This window comes from Pedobacter sp. SAFR-022 (assembly GCF_051965375.1).
Lineage (GTDB): Bacteria > Bacteroidota > Bacteroidia > Sphingobacteriales > Sphingobacteriaceae > Pedobacter.
The window spans coordinates 128919-151371 of the sequence record NZ_JBQCME010000006.1 but is presented as its reverse complement, the minus strand read 5'-3'; the positions used below and the strand labels follow the sequence as shown (position 1 = coordinate 151371).

Sequence of the window (22453 nt, the reverse complement as noted above, 5' to 3'; positions counted from 1 at the left end):
TCATTCTGCCAGGTAAAAAATACCTGGCTTCTGCTTTTTGTATTCTGATTAAATTCGTTAATATTATAAACGTAAATAAAAACACTTTGTGTTAAATCTTAAAAACTATTCAGGAAACCTGACAAAATCGAATTCATTTGTAACGATATATCTTTTGCAATGTCATAGGTAAACGGATTTAAAGCCATCAAAATCTCAAACTTTTATTATTAATTGGAATTATGAATAAAAACCTACACTTATTTCCTGCACTGGCTGCTGCAATGCTTGTGCTCGGTTCCTGTAACAGCAACAAAACCGCTGATAAACTCGGATCCGGAATCTACCTGAGCAATATGGACACCACCGCCAATCCAGGTGACAATTTCATGCAATATGTGAATGGAAACTGGATTAAGAATACAAAAATTCCAGCAGATAAATCTGCATTCGGAGCGGCCTATATTCTGCATGAAAAAGCACAGGATGATGTTCGTGCAATCATTGAGAATGCGGCCAAAGCACAGGCAAAAGATGGTTCAGACGAACAAAAGATCGGCGATTATTATGCATCATACCTGAACCAGAAAAGCCGCGATTCTATTGGTCTTGCGCCGCTTCAGGAGGAGTTCAAAAAGATTGACGCAATTGCGAATGCAACTGATCTGGCTGCTTATTTTGCCCGCGCTAATAAGCTCGGGTTCAGTGTGCCCTTCAGCCTATCTGTATCTGAGGATTTTAAAGATCCAAAAAACTATATGTTAGGCACCTGGCAGGGCGGCCTGGGCTTACCTGAACGTGAATATTATATGTTGAAGGACGCTAAGTCTGCGGAAATCAGAAGTAAATATCTGACCCATGTAGAAAACATGCTTGGACTTGCAGGTATACCGGATGCAAAGGCCAAAGCTGCCAGGATTATGTCCTTGGAAACAGCACTGGCTTCTAAACACATGAAAAAAGAAGATACCAGGAATATAGTCGCCTTGTACAATAAGTATGCGGTGAATAAACTCAATACTTTAATGCCTGATTTTGATTGGAAAGTGATGCTTGATGAAGCAGGTGTAGGCAAGGCAGACAGCTTGGTGGTAACACAAGTTCAATATACCAAAGATCTGAATGCCATTATCAAAAACACAGCGCTTGAAGATTGGAAAACCTATCTGAAATGGGCTGCTTTAAATGGATCCGCAACATTGCTAACATCGGCTTTGGACAAAGAACATTTTAATTTTTACAGCAAAACACTTAACGGTGTAGAAGAGCAGATGCCGCAATGGCGCCGCGCGGTAAACAGTGTAAATGGTGCATTAGGAGAAATGGTTGGAAAACTTTACGTTGAAAAACATTTCCCGCCTGAAGCAAAAGAAAGAATGCTTGCTCTGGTTGATAATTTATTGAAAGCATATGAGTCCAGCATCAAAGAACTGGATTGGATGAGCCCGGACACTAAAAAGCAAGCCTTAGATAAGATCAGCAAGTTTACGCCTAAAATTGGGTATCCTGATAAATGGAGGGATTACGGCAAACTAGAGGTGAAAAAAAATGACCTGTTCGGAAATGCCATGCGTGCAACGGAGTTTGAGTACAAACGTAACATTGACAAACTTGGTAAACCTGTAGACCGCTCGGAATGGGGCATGACACCACAGACGGTGAATGCCTACTACAATCCACCGATGAATGAAATCGTATTCCCGGCGGCCATTCTTCAACCGCCATTCTTTGATTTAAAAGCGGAAGATGCGGTAAATTATGGTGGTATCGGTGCGGTAATTGGTCATGAGATCGGACATGGTTTTGATGACCAAGGCAGTACTTTCGACGGAAACGGCGTGATGCGTAATTGGTGGACGGAAAAAGACCAATCGGAGTTTAAAAAGCGTACGAATGCACTTGTCGCACAATACAGTTCCTTCAAAGTATTTCCAGATCTAAATGTAAACGGTGCCTTTACCTTGGGAGAAAACATCGGTGACCTTGGTGGTTTAAGCATTGCGCTGAAAGCGTATAAGGCGAGTCTAAATGGAAAACCTGCACCAACGCTTGATGGCTTCACTGGGGAGCAAAGGGTGCTGATCGGATGGGGACAAGTTTGGCAACACAAGGCACGTGCAGAGGCATTGAGAAATCAGGTAAGCACAGATCCACATTCACCGGCAACTTTCCGCGTGAATGGCGTGGTACGTAACGTGCCGGAGTTCTATGCTGCTTTCAATGTTAAGCAAGGTGACTCCCTATATCTTGCACCTGAAAAACGTGTTAAAATCTGGTAATCTGCATGTAGATTGCTGATCAATAGATCACATTTGAAAAAGACCTGCTTAATAAGCGGGTCTTTTCTTTTTAGTGCTTTTTTTGAAATGGATAGTTGTGCAATAAAGACCAGGGACCACTTAAATATTCCCAAACTGCGATCCCTTCCGCCTCAATGGTAAATGGCACAAAGTCTTCCTTTAACTGTGCTGTCAAGCTATTTGCCAGCACAGCTGGAACTTTATTTTGGATGGTGATATGGGGCCAGAGGCGTTGTTGATCCTGGGGGATGAGCAAAGGTTTAAATCTGACCTGCAATTTTGCGTGTAACGCCATTAAAGTGTCACTCTGAATTTTAAATGCAACGCCATTCCCAATGGAACGAACTTCAGAAACTTCCATGGTAAAGCCTTGCTGGTTGCCACAAAACGCCTTAACGGATTCATACACCTCCTTATCTTCGGGCAGGTTATGAAACAAGGTAAGGTGCGCCCGAAGGTAATTTAGATGTTGCGGAAAATGCAGATTTCGCAATGTTGTGAAATATTCATCTGCTTCTTTGTTTATTATCAGCGTTAAAATTAAAGTTTTGGACATAATTGCTTTGCTAAGTAGCCGATTCGGTTTAAGTCGGGTGTAAATTCCGCTCTTTTATAGCAGATAAGAGTCAAATTTGTTTTTTGTTCTGTATTCCCTCCTTAAACTGATAACTTTATTGGCATGAAGCAATTATTAAAGGTCGGCTTAGATTCCGCAGCACCCTTTCCAATGCATACAGATTATCAATCCGAAGTTTTTGAAGGCTTTGAAGTTGATCTGTTGAGAATAATTGCCAAAAGTCTTGATCTGGAGGTTCAGTATGAAGTGTCACTTTGGAAAGATATACTGGAGCAATTGTACAAAGGAGAATTGGACCTGATCTGTTCGGCTGTTTCAGTTACGCCAACCCGGATGCGCATTCTGGAATTTAGCGATCCTTACCTTCAGTTCCGGCTATGTGCCGTGATCAACCAGCGGGATCATCTGGATGATCTGAGCAGACTTAAAAACAAGGTTATTGGTGTAAGGGCTGCGGCAGAAGCAGAGAAATACATGATGAAGCATTATCCTGCTTATACACTTAAGCATTTAGACACCAACCGTGAAATGTACGATGCCCTGCTTGCTGGCGACATTGATCTGCTCATCGATGATTCTCCAATTGCCGGAGGTTTCCTTAAAAAGCACAAAACACTGAAAATTGGAACCTTCCTACCGGAAACAGATACACAGTATGCGATCGCCATGAAGAAAGGGGATCTGAAGTTGAAAAGCAAAATCAATGCAGTACTACATAACATTCGTAAAAACGGGGTCTATCAGCAACTATTTGCAAAATGGTTTGCCCAAATACAACTCTAGCAAGCGACCCTCGCCAGTTCCAACTAGCCAATGATAATCTTCGTGTTATTCGCTGTCGGATGCCCGGTGCAAAGTAACACACGCCCGTTTGCGATCTCCTCATCAGTGAGCACCTCATTGTAGTCCATACGAACACCACCCGACACACAGGTCGAGGTACAAGTGCTACAGATCCCGCCAGTGCAGCTGTATGGAATGTTGATGTTCTGATCTAATGCGACCTCCAGGATTCGTTTATAATAGGGAACCTCTATTTCATACGTGTTTTTGTTCCAGTCCAGGATGACTTTATAGGTGTTTTTATCGGCGATCTTTTTTTCTGTAGTATCATCTTCGTCCAGCTCATCTTCCGGAATATAATAGGTTTCGCGTTTGATCTGGTCAATGCTGTATTTCAAGGATAGCAGCACGATACGGCAATTTACCATGTAGTCGATCGGGCCGCAGGTGTAGAATAGTGCCTGCTGCGGATCATACTCCATATGCTCTACAACGATTTGTTCAATCATGAACTTGTTGAGCCTTGCTTTCATGATATTTTTTGCGTCACTAAAGAAGTAAATGACCTTCAATCGCTCAGGATAGCGGGCCGCCCAGTCCTGAATTTCCTCATAAAACAACGTATCATTTATAGATCGATTACTGTACACAAGGACGATCTTGCTGTCGTTTTCTTCGAGCAGGGCCGTCTTCATGATGGAGAATATCGGGGTGATCCCTACGCCAGCGGCAAAAAGAAACACCGTGCGCTTAATGTTCTGATAAGGAACGTAAGTGAAAATTCCGTTTGGCTCCACCGCGGTCAGCACGTCACCAACACTGGTTTTATGGTGAAGGTGCCTGGAGATCTCTCCATTTTCCACCAGTTTCACCGCAATGCTAAGTGGCTCATCCGTCCCTGGGCTGCTAAATAAGGAGTAAGACCGCCTGATTTCTTTGTCTTTGATGTTGAAAATGAATGTCAGAAACTGCCCGGCCAGATAGTCAATTTTTTCGGCTGTCTTTTCAAATTTCATGACCAGGTTATCTCCTGGCTGCTGGCTGATTTCTGCAATCTTTAACGACAAGTATTTCATCAAGGCAATTTTAGGGAATAAACACAATTATCAACTTAGATTTCTAAAAATAGTTTCCTTGTTAATACAATTTGCGATGGATATCAAGAGATTATTTTTTCAGGCGCCGCTGCTAACCCTTTCATATAAAGCCGTATGTTTGCCTGGTATGGCCAAATTGAAGATTCCTCTTATCCTCTTTTGTATTCTGCTCAACTATATCGCTGCGCAGTCACAAACCCGATTTACAATCAGTGGTTTAGTTAAAGATGCTGCTACCGGCGAAACATTGATCGGCGCTTCGGTTAAACTGGGGGAGGGCAGGGCAAATGGCACCACGACCAATTCCTACGGATTTTACTCCCTTAGTGCTCCGGCAGGTAAATACACCCTGCAGGTTGGCTATGTAGGTTTTGAAACCTTCAGCACGGAGATAGATCTTTCCCAGAACCGGCAGCTTACGGTTTCACTTAAAGGGGGCAATAACTTGGAGGAGGTTGTAATTACTGCAGGCGGTCGTCGTGATGAGAATGTAAGCAGTCCACAAATGGGCCTGGAGAAGTTAAACATGGCTCAGATCAATAGTGTTCCGGTATTATTTGGCGAGAAGGACATGGTGAAAACCTTACAGCTTTTACCAGGGGTGAAAACTGCTGGCGAAGGCAACACTGGCTTTTATGTACGTGGTGGCTCCTCCGATCAGAACCTCATCCTCCTGGATGAAGCGGTGGTTTATAATGCCTCACACTTGTTTGGCTTCTTTTCAACCTTTAATTCAGACGCCATCAAAGATGTTAATTTATACAAAGGTGGCATGCCTGCACAATATGGTGGCCGATTGTCCTCCACGCTGGACATCAGTATGTTAGATGGGAATGCAAAAGACTACACTGTGCAGGGCGGGATTGGTTTAATTGCCTCCCGGTTGAAGGTCGAAGGGCCCATAGATTCGGGAAAAGGATCATTCATGGTCAGCGGCCGGAGAACCTATGCGGACGCTTTTTTAAAGCTTTCATCAGACACCTCTTTGAAGCAGGCATCGCTGTACTTCTATGACCTCAATGCAAAAGTAAATTACCACTTCAACGATAAGAACACCTTGTATTTTTCGGGATATCTTGGAAAGGATGTACTCGGGCTGAAGAACCTGTTCGGTACCAACTGGGGCAACACCACAGCAACATTAAGATTTAACCACATCTTCAACAGTCGTTTATTTTCTAATACCTCGCTGATCTATAGCGATTACGATTATACCGTGCAGAGCTATGATGTGGGAAATGATTTCCGGGTGCTATCCAGGATTCGCGACTTCAATTTCAAGGAAGATCTGCAATACTACATCAGCAGCAATCATACCTTGCGCTTCGGTGTCAACGCTATTCAGCATACCATCACGCCAGGCCGCATCTCCGCTACATCGAACTCAAGCTTCAATCCGAAGGTCCTGGAAGACCGGAAGGGGCTCGAGTCGGCCGCTTATATCTCTGACGAGTGGCGTATTGGAGAAAAGCTAAACTTGCTCTATGGCCTTCGTTTAAGCCGCTTCGACCTGTTCGGTCCTGGAACCTTCAATACCTACAATGCCGCAGGCGATGTTACCAGTTCCAGAACTTACGAATCGGGCAAGGTTGTAAAATCATACATGTACCTGGAGCCTCGGATCTCCGCCAGTTATGTCTTCAATCCCGAAAATTCCGTCAAAGCCTCCTATGGGCGTAACACGCAGAATATACACCTGCTTTCCAACTCCACGGCAAGTTCGCCTTCCGATCTTTACATCATGAGCAGCAACAACCTTAAACCGGAAATTGCGGATCAGGTGTCGGCAGGATATTTCAGGAACTTTAAAGACAATGCATTCGAGTTATCCGTAGAGCTCTATTACAAGTGGCTACAGAACCAAATTGATTATAAGAACGGCGCTCAGCTTTTGGCTAATGAGAACGTAGAATCTCAATTGGTGTATGGTAGCGGTCGCGCGTATGGCATGGAGTTGTTCCTGAAAAAGAAATACGGCCAGTTTAATGGCTGGATCGGCTATACGCTTTCCAGAACTGAAAGGAAGTTCGCTGAAATCAACGAGGGCCGGTACTTTCCATCAAGACAGGATCGCACGCACGACATCTCCCTGGTGGGGATCTACAAGCTTAACGACCGATGGAGTTTCTCCGGTACGTTCATCTATGGCACCGGAAACGCAATTACCTTCCCAACCGGCAAGTACCAGTTGGATGGAGTCACCCGTTTTTATTATTCTGATCGCAATGGCTCCCGGATGCCTGCCACCCACCGCCTGGATATTGGCGCAACGCTTGAAGGCAAGAAACGCAAACGTTATCAGTCCAGCTGGAACTTTGGCCTATATAACGCCTACAACCACAAAAACCCTTATGTAATAAATTTCCGGGATGCTGAAAATGATCCCACCAGAACGGTAGCCGAACAAACGGCGCTATTTGGTATCATCCCATCGGTAACCTACAATTTCAAATTCTAATCACATGAAAAGATTCAGTGCATTTATTCCTGTAATGCTTATCCTGTGCCTCGCGGTTTGCTCCTCTTGTAAGAAAATTCTTGATCTGGACCTGGAAGAGGCAGAGCCACAGCTGGTCATTGAAGGAAATCTTACCAACATCACGGGTGTGCAAACGGTTAAGATTTCCAGAACGGTACCTTTCGACGCTTCTAATGAATTCCCGGCGGTATCCGGTGCCACCGTTAGCCTGCAGGACAGCAAGGGGAATGTAATCTTCTTTACAGAAGCCGGGCCGGGTATTTACGAGGCCTATGATTTAGCAGGGGCAGCAGGGGAGCGGTACACGCTGAAGGTCGCCATTGAAGCACAGGAATATACAGCCAGCTCAACCATGCCCGCCAATGTCCCCTTAGACTCGCTTTCCGCTACAGAACAAACCTTCGGCAGCGAGGTGCGAAAAACTATTGCGGTAAACTTTCAGGATCCCCCACAAGTGAAGAACTTTTACCTTTTCAAGATGGTGCTCAATGGTAAAAAAGTAGGGCAGATCTTTTCAGACAGTGATTTCTTTACCGACGGCCGGTACGTAAAACGGGATCTGTTTCTTTCGGGCTATGAAGATCTGGAGATCGAAAGCGGAGATGCGGTTACTGTAGAAATGCAAAGTATTGATGAACCAATCTACACTTACTGGCGAACTTTGGAACAACAGTATGCCTCAGGTAACCCTAATGATGTTACTACCCCTTCCAATCCGCCAAGCAATTGGAACAACCGTGCGCTGGGTTACTTCAGCGCTCACACGGTGCAAGCAGAAGATGTGGTTGTACGATAAGACCTCCTGAACGACATAAAACATAAAAGCCCGGATCATCAGATCCGGGCTTTTATGTTAAACGGCATTTGGTTCTACATGCCATGTAAGTCTGTGGTGTTTGGCGCATAGTCCTGTTTTGCCTTGTTGGCGAACTGCATCGCTTTATCTTTCCATCCTGGGATGTTTTCCTGGATGTCGTCTAAAAATGACTTTCCATCTTCAACTCTTTTTTTCGTTGCATACTTATACCCAGCTACTACTGCCGCGCCAACAATAATCGTTTTTAATAATCCCATTTTTATAGTTCTTTAGGTTAACATTGTTTTCATACTCAATGCAATAGTTGTTCCAATTTTAGCCTGGCTCATGGTTGCAGAACATCATGGTTTTTTTATATTTGGCTTCAAAAAGTATAACTCTATTATGTCAGAACAGAAAAAAGAAATATTTGACAGCATTGCACAGCGCTTGAATAGCGAAGGGTTCAATGTGGTTAACGTGGATGATACCCGCCCTTGGGGAGGATTTTTTGTCATTGATGAAGCCCAGGCTCAACAGTTCGCCAATGTTTACTTTGATGGCCTAAATGTCGAGGACCTTAAAATCGGTGGTAAGCTTAGCCCGAAAATCCTGGTTGTGGCGCCTAATAAGCGTTTGTCCTGGCAATATCACCACCGTCGTGCAGAAATCTGGCAGGTGGTAAGCGGTACCGTTGGTGTAATAACCAGCCCAAGCGATGAACAAGGTGATATTCAACAACTGAACACTGGAAGCAAGATCAAATTGCAACAAGGTGAAAGACACCGTCTGATCGGTCTTGATGACTGGGGTGTAATCTCTGAGATCTGGCAACATACCGATGCTGCAAACCCTTCTGATGAATCTGATATCGTGCGCGTACAGGACGATTTTGGAAGATAAAGATATCAAAATGACTTAATTTACCGGGGATGTTAGTACTTTTATAATTCGGCACCCTTTTGGATGTCCGATATTTTACAGTACTAACACCCTTTATGATTATTTTATTTTTCTTTTTAGCCCACTGGTTTCTCTCTCTATTTTCACAAACGTTCTTCTTGCACCGATACGCATCCCATAAAATGTTCAAGATGAACATCTTTTGGGAACGGTTCTTCTATACGCTAACTTTTTTGGCGCAGGGATCCTCTTTTCTTAATCCACGTGCTTACGCCATCTTGCATCGTATGCACCATGCCTATAGCGACACCGAAAAAGATCCGCATTCTCCACACTTTGTGAAGGATGTATGGGGCATGATGATCCAAACCAAAAACATCTATTTAAATTATGCCAAGTATAATATAGAGCCTGAAGAACAATTCAGGGACCGTTATCCTTCATGGCCCATCATTGATAAGATTGGCGACTCCTGGATCACGCGCATGGTATTCATAGGCTTTTACATCTGGTTTTATGCAACCTTCGCTACACAATGGTGGATGTTCCTGCTGTTGCCGATTCACTTCCTTATGGGACCCTTACACGGCGCTATTGTGAACTGGTGTGGTCATAAGTATGGCTACTCCAACCATGACAATGATGACCATAGCAAGAACTCACTTCCATTAGACTTCCTGATGCTTGGCGAGTTGTTCCAGAACAATCACCATAAAAAGCCAAACAGCCCGAATTTCGCGAGCAGATGGTTTGAATTTGATCCAACCTATCCGGTTATGAAAGTGCTGCACTGGATGCGCATTATTCGAATCCGGAAAGTTTAAAACCTATAGCTACACCTTAGCTCATGAAAAAAGGCCGTTCATCAGATTGATGACACGGCCTTTTTTCATGAGCAGCAAATGCTGCTATGATGTTTTTTGAATTGATTAAGCTTTTCTTGCAGGTTTTGGACTTCTTTTAGCACCGCTAAGATTAGGTTCACGATCAACTTTACGTTGACCACCATTGCGGTTACCACCGCTTCTTCCGCCAGCACCACCGCGACCTTTAGATTTCGCAGGTGCAGCTGCTTTAGCCATCAGGCCTTGCCAGCTCATTGCGTAAGGGTTATCTTCAGCTACTGGAATCTTCAATGCAATTAATTTCTCGATATCCGCCAGGAACTCACGCTCCTCAGCATCACAGAAAGAATATGCGGTACCACTTAGTCCTGCGCGACCCGTACGGCCAATACGGTGTACATACGTCTCTGGAATGTTTGGCAATTCATAGTTGATCACATGTGCAAGCTCATCCACATCAATACCTCTGGCCGCGATATCCGTTGCTACAAGTACTCTGGTTTCTTTGGATTTGAAGTTCGTTAATGCGCGCTGACGTGCATTCTGGCTTTTATTACCGTGAATAGCTTCCGCTTTGATACGCACTTTAAGTAATTCCTTAACCACCCGGTCTGCACCATGTTTAGTACGTGTAAATACCAAGGCAGTTTCAATGGACTTATCCTGTAACAGGTGAATTAATAGATCCTTTTTATTGTTCTTTTCCACAAAATAGATTGCCTGTTGAATCTTTTCCGCTGTGGAGGATACTGGGGTAACTTCAACCTTCGTCGGGTTGGTTAAGATGGTGTTCGCCAGCTTCTGAATTTCACCAGGCATGGTTGCCGAGAAAAACAGCGTTTGTCTTTTTGCTGGTAGCTTCGCAATAACTTTCTTAACATCATGGATGAAACCCATGTCGAGCATGCGGTCAGCTTCATCCAATACAAAGATTTCAATGTCGCGAAGGTTAACGAAGCCCTGGTTCATCAGATCCAGAAGGCGACCCGGGGTAGCAACAAGAATATCTACACCACGGTGTAGAGCATCTGTCTGCGCTTTTTGACCCACACCACCAAAAATCACCAGGTGGCGTAAGGGCAGGTTCCTGCCGTAAGCTTTGAAGCTTTCTTCGATCTGTATCGCCAGCTCACGCGTAGGTGTAAGTACCAGTGCGCGGATGGGCGTTTTTGGTCCTTTTGCATTCGCGTGCGGATTGTGCAACAACTGCAACATCGGGATCGCAAAAGCTGCGGTTTTTCCGGTGCCAGTTTGTGCACAGCCCAAAAGGTCTTTGCTTTGTAGTATGGTTGGTATAGATTGTTCTTGTATGGGTGTTGGCTGTGTGTAGCCTTCTGTTTGCAGCGCTTTTAGAATTGGCTCAATCAGATTTAATTCGTCGAATAACAATATGTAATGGTTTAAGTATGAAAATGGATAGGCGGGTGCCTGTTCCGCTGCAAATGTACGTATTAGTTTTGGCTTTCAGGTAAGGCCTTCAAAATGACCCAAGTAGCTGACCAATATGTTAATAAGTTGACAGTTTATGTTTGTTGTAGCCGGTAATTGCGCTAAATTTGCGATTATACACACAATACAATATGGCAGAACCGAATTATAATGAAGACAGTATCCGGTCCTTAGACTGGAAAGAACACATCCGACTGCGCCCGGGCATGTATATCGGGAAACTTGGGGATGGTTCGGCACAGGACGACGGTATCTATGTCTTACTGAAGGAGATCTTCGATAATTCTATTGATGAATTTGTGATGGGTTCTGGTAGAACCATCGAGATCAGCGTATCTGAACATAAAGTTAACATCCGTGATTACGGCCGTGGTATTCCATTGGGTAAAGTGATCGACTGTGTATCCAAAATCAATACCGGTGGTAAGTACGACAGCAATGCTTTCCAGAAATCCGTAGGTCTGAATGGGGTCGGTACCAAAGCAGTAAACGCTTTGTCAACCACCTTCATCGTACAATCTTACCGCGACGGTAAAACCAAAAAAGTAGAGTTTTCAAAAGGGGAGATCGTAACTGATCATCCGATTATTGATACCACACAAAGGAATGGTACGGCAATCACTTTCTATCCGGATGAAAGTATCTTCAGAAACTACCACTACATTTCGGAGTTCGTAGAAAGCATGATCTGGAATTATGTGTTCCTCAACACTGGTCTTACCGTTAACTACAACGGCCAGAAGTATTTCTCTGAACGCGGCCTTTATGACCTGTTGAATAAGGTTGCCGATGTAGAACATATACGCTACCCGATTATCCACCTCAAAGGGAACGATATTGAGATCGCGATGACCCATGGCCAGCAGTATGGTGAAGATTACCACTCTTTTGTAAACGGCCAGCATACTACACAGGGGGGTACCCATCAAGCCGCTTTCCGCGAAGCTGTTGTAAAAACAATCCGGGAGTTTTATAAAAAAGAATACGAAGCTTCAGATATCCGCGCGTCTATCATCGCCGCGATTTCCGTACGTGTACAGGAACCCGTATTTGAGTCGCAGACAAAAACAAAACTAGGCTCGCAGAACATGGGTCCCGAAGGACCAACTGTTAGAACCTTCATCAACGATTTCGTAAAGAAAGAACTTGATGATTACCTGCATAAACACCCTGATGTAGCCGAAGCACTTTTAAAGCGTATCCTCCAATCGGAACGTGAGCGTAAAGATATTGCGGGAATCAAAAAACTTGCGAATGACCGTGCTAAAAAGGCCTCGCTACACAATAAAAAACTACGTGACTGCAAAGTCCACTTTAATTCTCCACATGAACGCCGGTATGAAACCACCTTGTTCATTACGGAGGGTGATTCGGCCTCGGGTTCCATCACCAAGTCCAGAGATGTAGAAACGCAAGCTGTATTCAGCTTAAAGGGAAAACCGTTAAACTGCTTTGAACTCACCAAAAAGGTGGTTTATGAAAATGAAGAATTTAATCTGCTGCAACATGCGCTGAACATTGAAGATGGTCTGGAAGGTTTGCATTACAATAATATTGTGATTGCTACCGATGCCGATGTCGATGGTATGCACATCCGCCTGCTGATGATGACTTTCTTCCTGCAGTTCTTCCCGGACCTGGTGCGGGCGGGGCATGTTTATATCCTGCAAACGCCATTGTTCCGCGTGCGTAATAAAAGAGAAACCATTTACTGCTACAGTGATGAGGAGCGTAAGAAAGCCATTGAAAAGCTCGGTACCCGGCCAGAAATTACCCGATTTAAAGGATTGGGTGAAATTTCTCCAGATGAGTTTGGCTTGTTCATCGGTAAAGACATCAGACTCGACCCGGTGATCCTGAAGGAGCAAACCATCAAAAACCTGTTGGAATATTACATGGGCAAAAACACGCCAGACAGGCAAAAACACATCATCAAAAATCTTAGAATAGAAAAAGATACCATTGAAGAACTGATCTCGGCCGATCTTGATGCAGCCACTGCTGCGGTAACCGAGGATATTGTCGAATTAAGCGCTTAGGTTCTTAAGAGCATCCAACAAAAAAGGCTTAGCAAATCGTTGCTAAGCCTTTTCTATGCGGGTCTATTTTGCTTCTTCTTCCTCTTCCGGACTGTCCGTAGTCTCCTCCGGGTGTTGCGCTGGAAGGACGGCTACATCCTTTTCAATCACTACTGTTTTCGTATGCACCGCATACGGTGTTGGTTGAATACCATGATCATACTTTTCGGCATATGCCTGGGTGAATTCCGCACCGAAATAAAGGATGATTGAAGTATAGTAGATCCATACCAAAATCACGATGATGGAACCTGCTGCGCCAAAAGCAGAACCTGGATCACCTTTTTCAATATATATTCCAATCAGGTACTTGCCGATGCTAAACAGTACAGCGGTGAACAATGCACCTACAATCGCGGTACGCCATTTTAAAATCACATCCGGCAGCACTTTGAAAATAATGGTGAAAATTCCCGTCACGACGGCGAGTGTTAAGGCATTTGTTAGCACAAGCACCAACAGCGACGATACTTCCGGAACATAATCTTCCAACCGGTTACCTAAGGCTACAACAATACTGTTGATCACCAATGATACCAGCAGCAGAAATCCCATGGAGGCGATCAAAGAGAAGGACAACAAACGGTTGGTAAGCATTTTAAGCCAGCCTTTTTTAGGTACGGCTTTAACTTTCCAGATGAGGTTGATGCTGTCTTGAATCTCGGTAAAGATGGCCGTAGCACCCACAACAAGCGAAATGATACCAATTGCCAGGGCAATATTACTTTTCCCCGAAAGGCTTGCATGTGCAACAAAATCCTGGATCTGCTTAGCCGCTTCCACACCAACAAACTCATTTATCTCTGCGAACAATTTGTCTTCTGTTGCATCATTCCCCCAAATGATACTGGTTAAAGAGATCAGGATAATGATCAGGGGTGTTATGGAAAATATGGTATAATAAGCCAGCGCTGCGCTTAACTTTGTGACGCGGTCTTCCGCGAAACCTTTACCAGCCGCGACAAACAGCTTACCAAAGCTCTTAAAAAAACGGATAGATTTTTTTACTATACTCATGCGCGCTTTAAAAAGGATAACCTATCCCGATGTTGTAAATGATGTTCTCTTTTCTCCAGGCTTTGTTACCGAAGTTGATCTCGTCAAACACCCAGCGATCACCAGGTGCCAGCCAAGGCTTACGTACCGGGAAGGCCACATCCAGGCGAACCACGAAGATGGAAGCATCAACACGAAGGCCCGCTCCCGCACCCACAGCAAGCTCGCTTAAAGCATTTTTAAACCGGAACCCGGAGCCTGGCCGGCCTGGTATTGCAGGCCGATCTGCTGTAGCTGGCATTCCAACATCCTCTTTACGTAACCACACGTTACCGGCATCTGCAAATAGCGCCCCATGTAAAATACTCACCAGTTTAAAGCGCAGTTCCGAGTTCAGCATGATCTTGATATCTCCTGCCTGGTCAGCAAACCTCGCTGTATCTATCCGGTAAGTTCCCGGACCTAATGATCGTGCTGGAAAAGCTCGGATGTCATTACTACCACCGGCGAAGAATTGTCTTACGAAAGGCAATGATGTGCTGTTGCCATAAGCATGACCATAGCCTACATTGAAACGGTTTGCCCAGGTTACATTTCTAGTAAGTTTATAATAATTCCGCAAATCAGCTTCAAGCCTAACGAACTGTGTTAATGGTGTTTTGAAGATGGTGCGTTCGCCAGCATCATTTTTATCCACAAACAATCCCCAGAGATTACCACCAGTTTCAACGCTACCATAAAAGAACATGTTATTCTTTCTTTCGGTTTCCATCTGGTTGGTGTAGGTGAAATTGTACCTGCTACCAATAATGAACTGCCTTTCTAAAGTGCTTCTTAATCCTGGAATGGAGTCAAACAGACGTTCACGTCTTAAGGAATCAACTGTAGGTCTTACATAGGTTATCGAAATCGGGTTGAAGTTGTGTTCCTTGTACTGATTTTCCTTCCAATTGTAACCAAATTCACCAGTAAAGGAGTTTAGACCGTATAAGGAACCTCTCTGTAAAAGCTGATACTGCAACCTCGCAATGGTTTTCGGAATGAATGCATTGGTGCTGTTAAACTTGAAAAAAGGTGTAATGAATTGTGGAAAGGTTAACTTACCTTCTGCAGTTAGGGAGTAGGAGTTAAGCCCTTTAGAAACGCCACTCACCTGCGTTTCGAAACCACCACTCACACTCACATCGAGCTGTTCCGCACCGCGGAAAACGTTCCGGGTCGTTTGCGTTAAGGTTACCTCCGAACCAACGAAGTTGTTGGATTTACTGGTACCGGTCACTGAAAAAGATAAGGAGTTTTTACGCAGTGGGGTTAGGAATATATTAAGATCCAGCTGGTTGCTTTTCATACTGTCGATGGGTACAAATTCAGCACGAACATCCTGGAAAGCACCAATATTAACCATCCGGTTTAAGGACTGGTTATGATCTCTTCTGTTATATAATTCATCCGGCTTGAAAAATACTAGCCTGTCGAATACCCTTGGTTTAAAGGTATTGCGGTCATCATAAATGTTCATGCCGTTGTATTCCAGCGGTTGCAGCCTTCTTAAGGTGCTGTCACGACGTAAACTGTAGTTTGGATAAACATTAATCTTGTTGATGGTGAAAGGTTTCAGCGCTGCATCTGGTGCCACGTCTTTAACCTTCACCCGAACATCCACCTGACTCTTACCTATGGTGCTGTCTACCTGCAATAACAAGTAATCAGGGTTGAAGTAGAAGAAGCCATTTTCCTTCAGGTCATTATCGATCCGTACCCGTTCGTTCTTGAAAGCGTCCAGATCATAATACTTGCCGGCTTCAAGTAAGGACTTGTCCTTGTTCTGATCGATGATGCTGGTTAAGAAATCTACATCCTCGGGGAACTTTACACTGGCCATTTTGTAGCGGTCGCCAGTATTGGCGGTGTAAATCGCTTCGCCTTTCTTATCCTTGATCACCGTATCACCAGTAACAATAGATTGCAGGTAGCCTTGACTAATCAGGTGGCTGGTTAATACGTCGCTGTTATGCTGTAGGTTTACCTGACTCAGCAGCACAGGCGGTTCGCCCACTTTATTGCGCAGCCAATTGCGAATACCCTTAGGTTTCTTTGGCTCTCCTGCTACATTATAGATCCAGAGTTTAGGTTTCAGGCCGAGAATAGATTTGTTTGGCTTCGGTCTGGTTTTAGTTTCCAGAGCAGACTTAACACCTTTTTGATCCTCTATCTTCTTCGCGGAGTCCGGGTTAACTTCTACTTCTGCGCCAGTGTATAGGATCTGTCCTGGTTTAAGGTACTTTGTATTGCTACAAGCCGACCATACCAGGCAAATCAGGATAAATAAAAAGGGTCTAATTAGTTGTTTCATTTTGTTCGCTCTGTTCTTGTATTCTTGTTCTTTTCTTTCTGCTTTGGAAAATCTGTTTGAATTTATTGTAGTCCACAACTAATGCGAATCCTAAACCAGTCTCCACGATCTGTCCTTCCACAATTGCCTCTGTCTGATTCCGGCGATAGGCCCTCAACCTATATCTACCATCGGCAGACAATGCATACTCCACGTTGACGTTGCCGGCGATATTGCTGGAGTTGGAGCTTTGTGTTTGCGGTCCTTCCAGCCCAAAGGAGCTACCTACCGTAACCGTTAGCCTGTCATTCAGCAGTCGCTTGGATAGGCCAACTTCCAGATCAGTTTTTTGTTCCAGTGAACCGGTCGAGTAATCTTCCGAGGTATTTACGCCGAAGTTCAGTTCCACACCCTGTATCAGGTCAGAGGCAAGGTTGTTCAGCTGTTCGGTAAGCAACTTGCTCACACTCGAGCGTGCCATGGTAGATACCCCACCGCCACCTCCGGCAAGACTCTGGAATGGATTGTTGGCGATGAACCTGTTCAGTGCCAGCAACGCAAATACCTGCTTATTGAGTTCGCTTTCGTCACGATTCACCTGTTGCAGTCTGGTGTACACCGTACCATTTAAGGCACCTCTTTCATTCTCCGGAAGATCCAGACGGAAGGAAATATCTGGTTTCATCAGCTCATTATCCATCATCAGAAAAACCTGAAATGGTAACTTCGTTTTTGCCTGGAAGTTTGAAGCATCACCCAGTAAATCGATCGGCGCTGCATTAACTTCATACAATGCCGTCAGATCAACATTCGCCGACATTGGATCCCCGGTCCATACAATGGTACTTCCTTTAACAAAGGAGAATTGTTTTTGTCCAAGCGGACCAACAGTAAGGTTGTAGGAACCATCAGCTACTTCGTACTTTCCGGTTAAGCTGATCTTACCACTAGGGTCCATCGTTGCGTTTAAGTCAGCCTCACCTTTGATCATCAGGGCGTCGCCATTCGATGGATCAACAATCACGTTGAACTCGGCTTCAGGGTCTACCTTTACCGCGGCGGTGAGATTGATGCCTGTAACCGGCGCCTTCTGAACGCTGTCTGTCGCTAATGCGGTCTGACCATTATACGGTGCGGCATCGGCATCAATAAACTGCACAATACCTTCCTGATCTATAATGGATGGATCTGCTGTAGGCAAGGCAAAAAAGAAGCGGGTGTCCTTTAATATACTAACATCCATGTTAACATCCGGCTGATTCAAGTCGCCTCGAACCTTGATGTTGCTGGTCAGGAACATGGTACCGTACATCATCTCGTTATCCAGAGCCGTTGAATTCATCACGCGGAAGTTGTCTGTACGAATATCCATGTTGAATCTGAAATTGCTGTAATCCGTAGTCAAAACGCCGCCACTTATGGTCGCTTTCCGGTTTAGCGAATCGATGATGGTGAAGTTGTTGAAGTCTACACCACGCTCGGTAAAGCTGATGCGCTCATTAGGCATCCTGAAATAGGAATTCACATAGGTTGCATTGAAGGCAACCTGGTTAAAATTGATGTCACCAAGTACCCTTGGTGCAGCCGGCGTTCCCTTGATACTCAATGCACCGGTAACGGTTCCGGAGCCTCGTCTGATCTGACCCATGGAAAGGCTTTCCAGTGCGGCAAGGTCAATTTTGTCGATGTTTAATGTCAGGTCCATGGCGCTGGTCGGGCCAGTATAGTAAAACCCATTGACACGGAACTCGTGAACGCCTGCTAAGGCTACGTTTACATCAAAGGCATTCTCTGTATTGTTGTTTACCGCAACCCTTAAGGTGCCCAGATTATCTTTCTGGTAGCGTAAGTCGCTGATCGTTAAATTCGCCTCAAACTTTGCTGTAGAAGCCAGGTCCTTCACATCTACCGTTCCATTGATGGAACCTCCTGCAAGTGAACTGTCCTGTTCGGCGAATTTGGTCAATGTCTCAATTCTGAAATCTTTGAACTGCACCTGTAAAGGTGAATTTGGTGTGCTGCTCGTGCTGTTAATGCCAAGCAACTGCGTGCCCTGACTTAAGTTAAAGTTATTAGCCAGAATTCCTGAATTGCCGAACTGGATATAGTTGTCCTGTGCTACCGTCCATTTATCATAGTTCAGCAAAAGTTTAGCAGGATCCATGCTAAAACGGAAGTCCTTATTGATGGACTGGAAGGTTCCTCCCAAAACATACTTGTCGCGGAGTTTACTATCCCGAAGATAGATGTTCAGCCCAAGCAGGTTGTTTGCTGCATCGCCTTTAATCTCGGTATTAAACAGAGAAATAGAAGGGCTTTGAATAGCTTTTACATAAAGGCCATAGTTCAGCTTCGCCTCATTATTATCAACGTTGATCCGGGTGCTGTCTACTTTAAAGTCGCCATATACCACCTGCGGTGCAGCAACCGTCATCAACAGGCTATCTTTCTGCGTGTCTAATAAGCCATACATTCTTGCACCCGAGAAGGTCGTGAGTGTTGGTACAAACTGTTGTAGTAATTTAGAGTTGTAAATGTTCATGGCAAAGCGGAAACGCTGATCGGGGATCTTTGTCACTTCACCAAACTGATAATACTTGTTGATCTGGTTGATCATGGCAGGAGCGATGTTGGTAAGTTGATACTTGCCATCTACCCTGGCACTTAAAACCTCGGAGCGTAAGGTTAAGAGATTCCGTTCTTCAGTAGCCTCAGCATGAACAATGATGCTGTCTACGTTGATCAATGTGCCTTGCTGTGCCAGTTGGAGTCCGGTGACAGCGATGTCCCCATTCAGGTAATCCGGGTCTGCGGTAGGCACATCGGCTTTGATCAGCCCCGCAACGCTAAACGCCGTAGGGCTGAAGTTCAGACGTTGCAGGTCAAGTTTCTTCAGGTTCAGATCCGCTTTAATCGAAGGATATTTTCCGGCAATATTCACCAGTGCTGCCATGTCAAAGTTGGCATTACTATCCGGCATGTTGCCTTTTATATCAAGAGACTGATTCGCAAATGCACCGTTAACGTTGAGGTTCCGGTAAGTATATTTATTGTACGTTGCACTTAGTAGCTTAGCATTGAACCTCGCTTTTGCGGTTTTTGGCTCCAGGCCGGTACCAGCAACATCGGCACGTACCGAGATCTTCCCGATTTGATCCTGTTGTTTTAGCAAGCGGCCCACATTGAAGTTGATCAACTCCACGTGACCAGTATAACTTTCCCTGCCTTTTGCACCTTTCATGCCGGCGAGTAATTTCGCAGAGCCCATGTCGGTATTCACGTTGAAGTTGGTGTTGAAGTTGGTCATGGAGCCTTTGAACTTACCCGTTGCCTGAATACGGTTTGGCAGTTCTATACTGGCGGGCAAAGCTGATTTTGGAATCACTGCAAGCAGGTCGCCCTTGCCCAGCGAAAATTGTTTGATGTTCAGATCGATCACAGCCTTTTCTGCATCCGGCAAGCCTTTCACATTGCCATTAATGTCGATGCGGGTACTTTTCAACCCGGTGATCTGAAAACGTGGGATATTCAGGTTGCTCATGTAACCATTTACATTTGCATTTACGGTAAATTTTTCGTTCCGGTAAGCGGCAGGTATGGCAGGACTGAAGTAGCTTCCATCTCTTAAGCCGATCGTAGTGTTCTTGATGACCATATTCATCTTCACACGCTCCGGATGTTTGGTCAGATCCTCCAAGGAGGTATAGGTAAGCAGCGTATTGTTTTCAATAGAGGTATTCGGAGTCTTAATAACCAGGTTATTTACCTTAATCGCCTTATCAGAGTAAGCCACATCACCTTTTAGGGTGTTCAAGGTAAAGCCACTCTTTTCCCGCATGTTTCCGCTTTGTACTTTAACCTTGATGCCCGCATCGCTATAGGCCAGGGAGTCGGCAACCAGCCCAAGGTTGGAAATTTTCAGGTGATTGAAGTCCATGCCAGCTACCGGCTTCTCCGCAAGGTTGTCAAATTGTATGTTGTTCTCCGCAAGCGAAAGATTATTCGCCAGAAATGCCATTCCCGCCGCCGCCGTCGTATCTGCAGTTTTAGTATCCTCTTTTGCAGGCGCTGCCGCAGGTTTGAAGGCGAAGCGGATATCCGACTTATTCAATGCCGCTTTATCCACCTGGTACTTGCCTTTGTTCAGGTCCGCAAGCAATTTGGTTATCGAAAACTCATTGATGTTTACATTCGCCCTGGTACTTGTGGCGACCTGATTGAAGATGATCCTGGTATTATTGATCTTTGCTTCTTCCGCTTTGTAATTTCCATTGGTAAGGTCCACAAACAGGTCCTCAATATTCAGGTTGTTGAGGTTTACCAAGGCATCCATGCCGGATACTTTATCATTAAAATCGATCTTGATGTTGTTAAAGTTGAAGTCCTGGATTTCCACCAGCGGCAGTTTGCCGGATTCCGTCTTCGTGCTGTCCACCGACGCTTCAATATGATTCGCCAGCTGTGTTAAAGGCTTCTGCTGAAGGTACTTCAACGAAGTGTTCTTCATGCTAAGCTCCTTAATCACATAATGCTGATTCGCCAGATCAAAATCTTTGATCCTCGATTTAAATTCACCCAGGTAGAACACCACATCGTTCCCTGCAACATCATCACGATATTTGATGCCAATATCCTCCAGGCTAATTTTATCCATCGAAAACTTCAGGGTAGAGGTGGTATCTTTCTCCACTTCTTCCTCTGGTTTCGCCTGTTCAGACATGAATGCGTCCATCAGGAAAGAAAAGTTAAAGGTCGTATCCGGATCAATCCGGTGCACATTGGCACGGATGTTTTCCAGTTCAATGTTGTTGATCTCCACTTTATTGTTGATGAGTTTAAGCAAACTGATGTCTACCGCAAGTCGTTGTGCATATAGCAAGGTGTCTTTGTTCAGATCCTCCATATAAAACTTGTTCAACACCACATCTTTTGGAAAAGCGATCTTAATACTCTCCAATCGCACTTCCGTGTGCGTCTTATTCTTTAAGAAGGTGATCGCCTTATCTTTTACAAAATTCTGAACAGCGGGAATGTTCAAAGACAAGGCTACCAGTACAACAAGCATGATTATGCTCGCGATGACCCAAAGAATAACTTTTAAACTCTTGCGTATATATGTATTCAATTGCTTGGTTTGTTTGGTGGATAATGCTGTAAATAAACCAATATCATGCCACTAGCGATGGCACAAGGCTTTGTACTCCTTATTACATAAAATATTGCAAATTGTTTAGTGCAATCTGTTAAATTTTACCGTTCTTGCGAGCCCTTTATTTTTTTAGATAACAATTTATGGTAGAATTAAACTTCAACATCAAATATACCCGTTACGAAAACCTTGATGAGTTGAATGCGCAGGATCGACAGCTTTGTGAGCAGTCCGTAAAAGCGCTGGAGACTTCCTACTCACCGTATTCCAAGTTTAAAGTCGGTACTGCCGTGTTGCTGGACAACGATGAAGTTGTACTCGGCAGCAATCAGGAGAACGTGGCGTATCCGTCCGGACTATGTGCAGAACGCGTGGCTTTATTCTCTATTGGTGTTTCCCGTCCGACGGCTAAAATCAAAAGTATGGCCATCACGGCGAAAACAGACCTTTTCGAAATAACCAAGCCGGTCACCTCTTGTGGAGGCTGTTTGCAGGTGATGGCGGAGGTAGAACAAAAGCAAGGTACGGAGATCGCTGTGCTGTTCTACTGCCTTGGTGGCGAAATCCTTAAGGTTGAAGGCATTCAAAGCCTGCTGCCATTCGTTTTCGTGGAAGACAGACTACTTGGAGCATCGTAAGAACTACATTAAAACGATCGAAATATTTTTTTAAAACCTTATCTTTACGGGA

At 44.6% G+C, this 22453-nt stretch carries 15 protein-coding genes; 8 read left to right on the top strand and 7 right to left on the bottom strand.

The annotated features are described in order from the left end of the window. The first annotated feature begins 221 nt into the window (after window positions 1–221). Window positions 222–2258, top strand: coding sequence for a M13 family metallopeptidase (locus ACTHQF_RS14600; protein ID WP_440431241.1), 2037 nt, complete (start codon window positions 222–224; stop codon window positions 2256–2258). Window positions 2259–2328: 70 nt separating this feature from the next. Here the strand turns inward: ACTHQF_RS14600 and ACTHQF_RS14595 are convergent, their stop codons facing one another. Continuing rightward, window positions 2329–2835 (bottom strand): 2'-5' RNA ligase family protein, encoded by a 507-nt coding sequence (locus ACTHQF_RS14595; RefSeq protein WP_440431239.1) that lies wholly within the window; start codon window positions 2833–2835, stop codon window positions 2329–2331. Between the two features lie 123 nt (window positions 2836–2958). On the opposite strand from ACTHQF_RS14595, the gene ACTHQF_RS14590 reads away from it, so the two are divergent. Continuing rightward, complete coding sequence (locus tag ACTHQF_RS14590; protein ID WP_440431237.1) at window positions 2959–3639, top strand: substrate-binding periplasmic protein; 681 nt, start codon at window positions 2959–2961, stop codon at window positions 3637–3639. Between the two features lie 23 nt (window positions 3640–3662). Here ACTHQF_RS14590 and ACTHQF_RS14585 read toward each other — a convergent pair whose 3' ends face one another. Continuing rightward, a complete protein-coding gene (locus ACTHQF_RS14585) occupies window positions 3663–4715 on the bottom strand; it encodes a 2Fe-2S iron-sulfur cluster-binding protein (protein ID WP_440431235.1) in 1053 nt (350 codons plus the stop codon). A gap of 148 nt (window positions 4716–4863) precedes the next feature. On the opposite strand from ACTHQF_RS14585, the gene ACTHQF_RS14580 reads away from it, so the two are divergent. Both ACTHQF_RS14580 and ACTHQF_RS14575 read left to right on the top strand, forming a co-directional pair. Further along, on the top strand, window positions 4864–7194 hold the full coding sequence (locus ACTHQF_RS14580) for a TonB-dependent receptor (RefSeq protein WP_440431404.1): 2331 nt from the start codon (window positions 4864–4866) through the stop codon (window positions 7192–7194). 4 nt (window positions 7195–7198) lie between these two features. Beyond that, the gene (locus ACTHQF_RS14575; RefSeq protein WP_440431234.1) at window positions 7199–8011 is read left to right on the top strand and encodes a DUF4249 domain-containing protein; all 813 of its coding nucleotides are present in this window, start codon (window positions 7199–7201) and stop codon (window positions 8009–8011) included. A gap of 74 nt (window positions 8012–8085) precedes the next feature. Here the strand turns inward: ACTHQF_RS14575 and ACTHQF_RS14570 are convergent, their stop codons facing one another. After that, window positions 8086–8289 carry a YtxH domain-containing protein gene (locus ACTHQF_RS14570; RefSeq protein ID WP_440431232.1) on the bottom strand — a complete coding sequence of 68 codons (204 nt, stop codon included), beginning with the start codon at window positions 8287–8289 and terminating at the stop codon, window positions 8086–8088. A 127-nt stretch (window positions 8290–8416) separates the two neighbouring features. Between ACTHQF_RS14570 and ACTHQF_RS14565 the strand changes: the two genes are divergently transcribed. Both ACTHQF_RS14565 and ACTHQF_RS14560 read left to right on the top strand, forming a co-directional pair. Beyond that, a complete protein-coding gene (locus tag ACTHQF_RS14565) occupies window positions 8417–8914 on the top strand; it encodes a phosphoheptose isomerase (protein WP_440431230.1) in 498 nt (165 codons plus the stop codon). A 95-nt stretch (window positions 8915–9009) separates the two neighbouring features. Beyond that, window positions 9010–9738, top strand: coding sequence for an acyl-CoA desaturase (locus ACTHQF_RS14560; protein ID WP_440431228.1), 729 nt, complete (start codon window positions 9010–9012; stop codon window positions 9736–9738). Between the two features lie 105 nt (window positions 9739–9843). On the opposite strand, the gene ACTHQF_RS14555 is transcribed toward ACTHQF_RS14560, so the two are convergent. Next, entirely contained in the window at window positions 9844–11148 is a 1305-nt protein-coding gene (locus ACTHQF_RS14555) for a DEAD/DEAH box helicase (RefSeq protein ID WP_440431226.1), read from the bottom strand. A gap of 191 nt (window positions 11149–11339) precedes the next feature. Between ACTHQF_RS14555 and ACTHQF_RS14550 the strand changes: the two genes are divergently transcribed. Continuing rightward, window positions 11340–13247 carry a DNA topoisomerase IV subunit B gene (locus ACTHQF_RS14550; RefSeq protein ID WP_440431224.1) on the top strand — a complete coding sequence of 636 codons (1908 nt, stop codon included), beginning with the start codon at window positions 11340–11342 and terminating at the stop codon, window positions 13245–13247. A 63-nt stretch (window positions 13248–13310) separates the two neighbouring features. On the opposite strand, the gene ACTHQF_RS14545 is transcribed toward ACTHQF_RS14550, so the two are convergent. From ACTHQF_RS14545 to ACTHQF_RS14535, 3 genes are read right to left on the bottom strand one after another with little or no spacing between them, the layout of a single operon-like run. Further along, on the bottom strand, window positions 13311–14303 hold the full coding sequence (locus ACTHQF_RS14545; protein WP_440431222.1) for a YihY/virulence factor BrkB family protein: 993 nt from the start codon (window positions 14301–14303) through the stop codon (window positions 13311–13313). Between the two features lie 7 nt (window positions 14304–14310). Continuing rightward, window positions 14311–16635: a translocation and assembly module lipoprotein TamL gene (tamL, locus tag ACTHQF_RS14540; protein ID WP_440431220.1), complete on the bottom strand. Its 2325-nt coding sequence runs from the start codon at window positions 16633–16635 to the stop codon at window positions 14311–14313. Continuing rightward, entirely contained in the window at window positions 16619–21739 is a 5121-nt protein-coding gene (locus ACTHQF_RS14535; protein WP_440431218.1) for a translocation/assembly module TamB domain-containing protein, read from the bottom strand. The genes tamL and ACTHQF_RS14535 overlap by 17 nt, the downstream gene beginning before the upstream one ends. Before the next feature lie 167 nt (window positions 21740–21906). On the opposite strand from ACTHQF_RS14535, the gene ACTHQF_RS14530 reads away from it, so the two are divergent. Next, entirely contained in the window at window positions 21907–22401 is a 495-nt protein-coding gene (locus ACTHQF_RS14530) for a cytidine deaminase (RefSeq protein WP_440431216.1), read from the top strand. The last annotated feature ends 52 nt before the right edge of the window (window positions 22402–22453 follow it).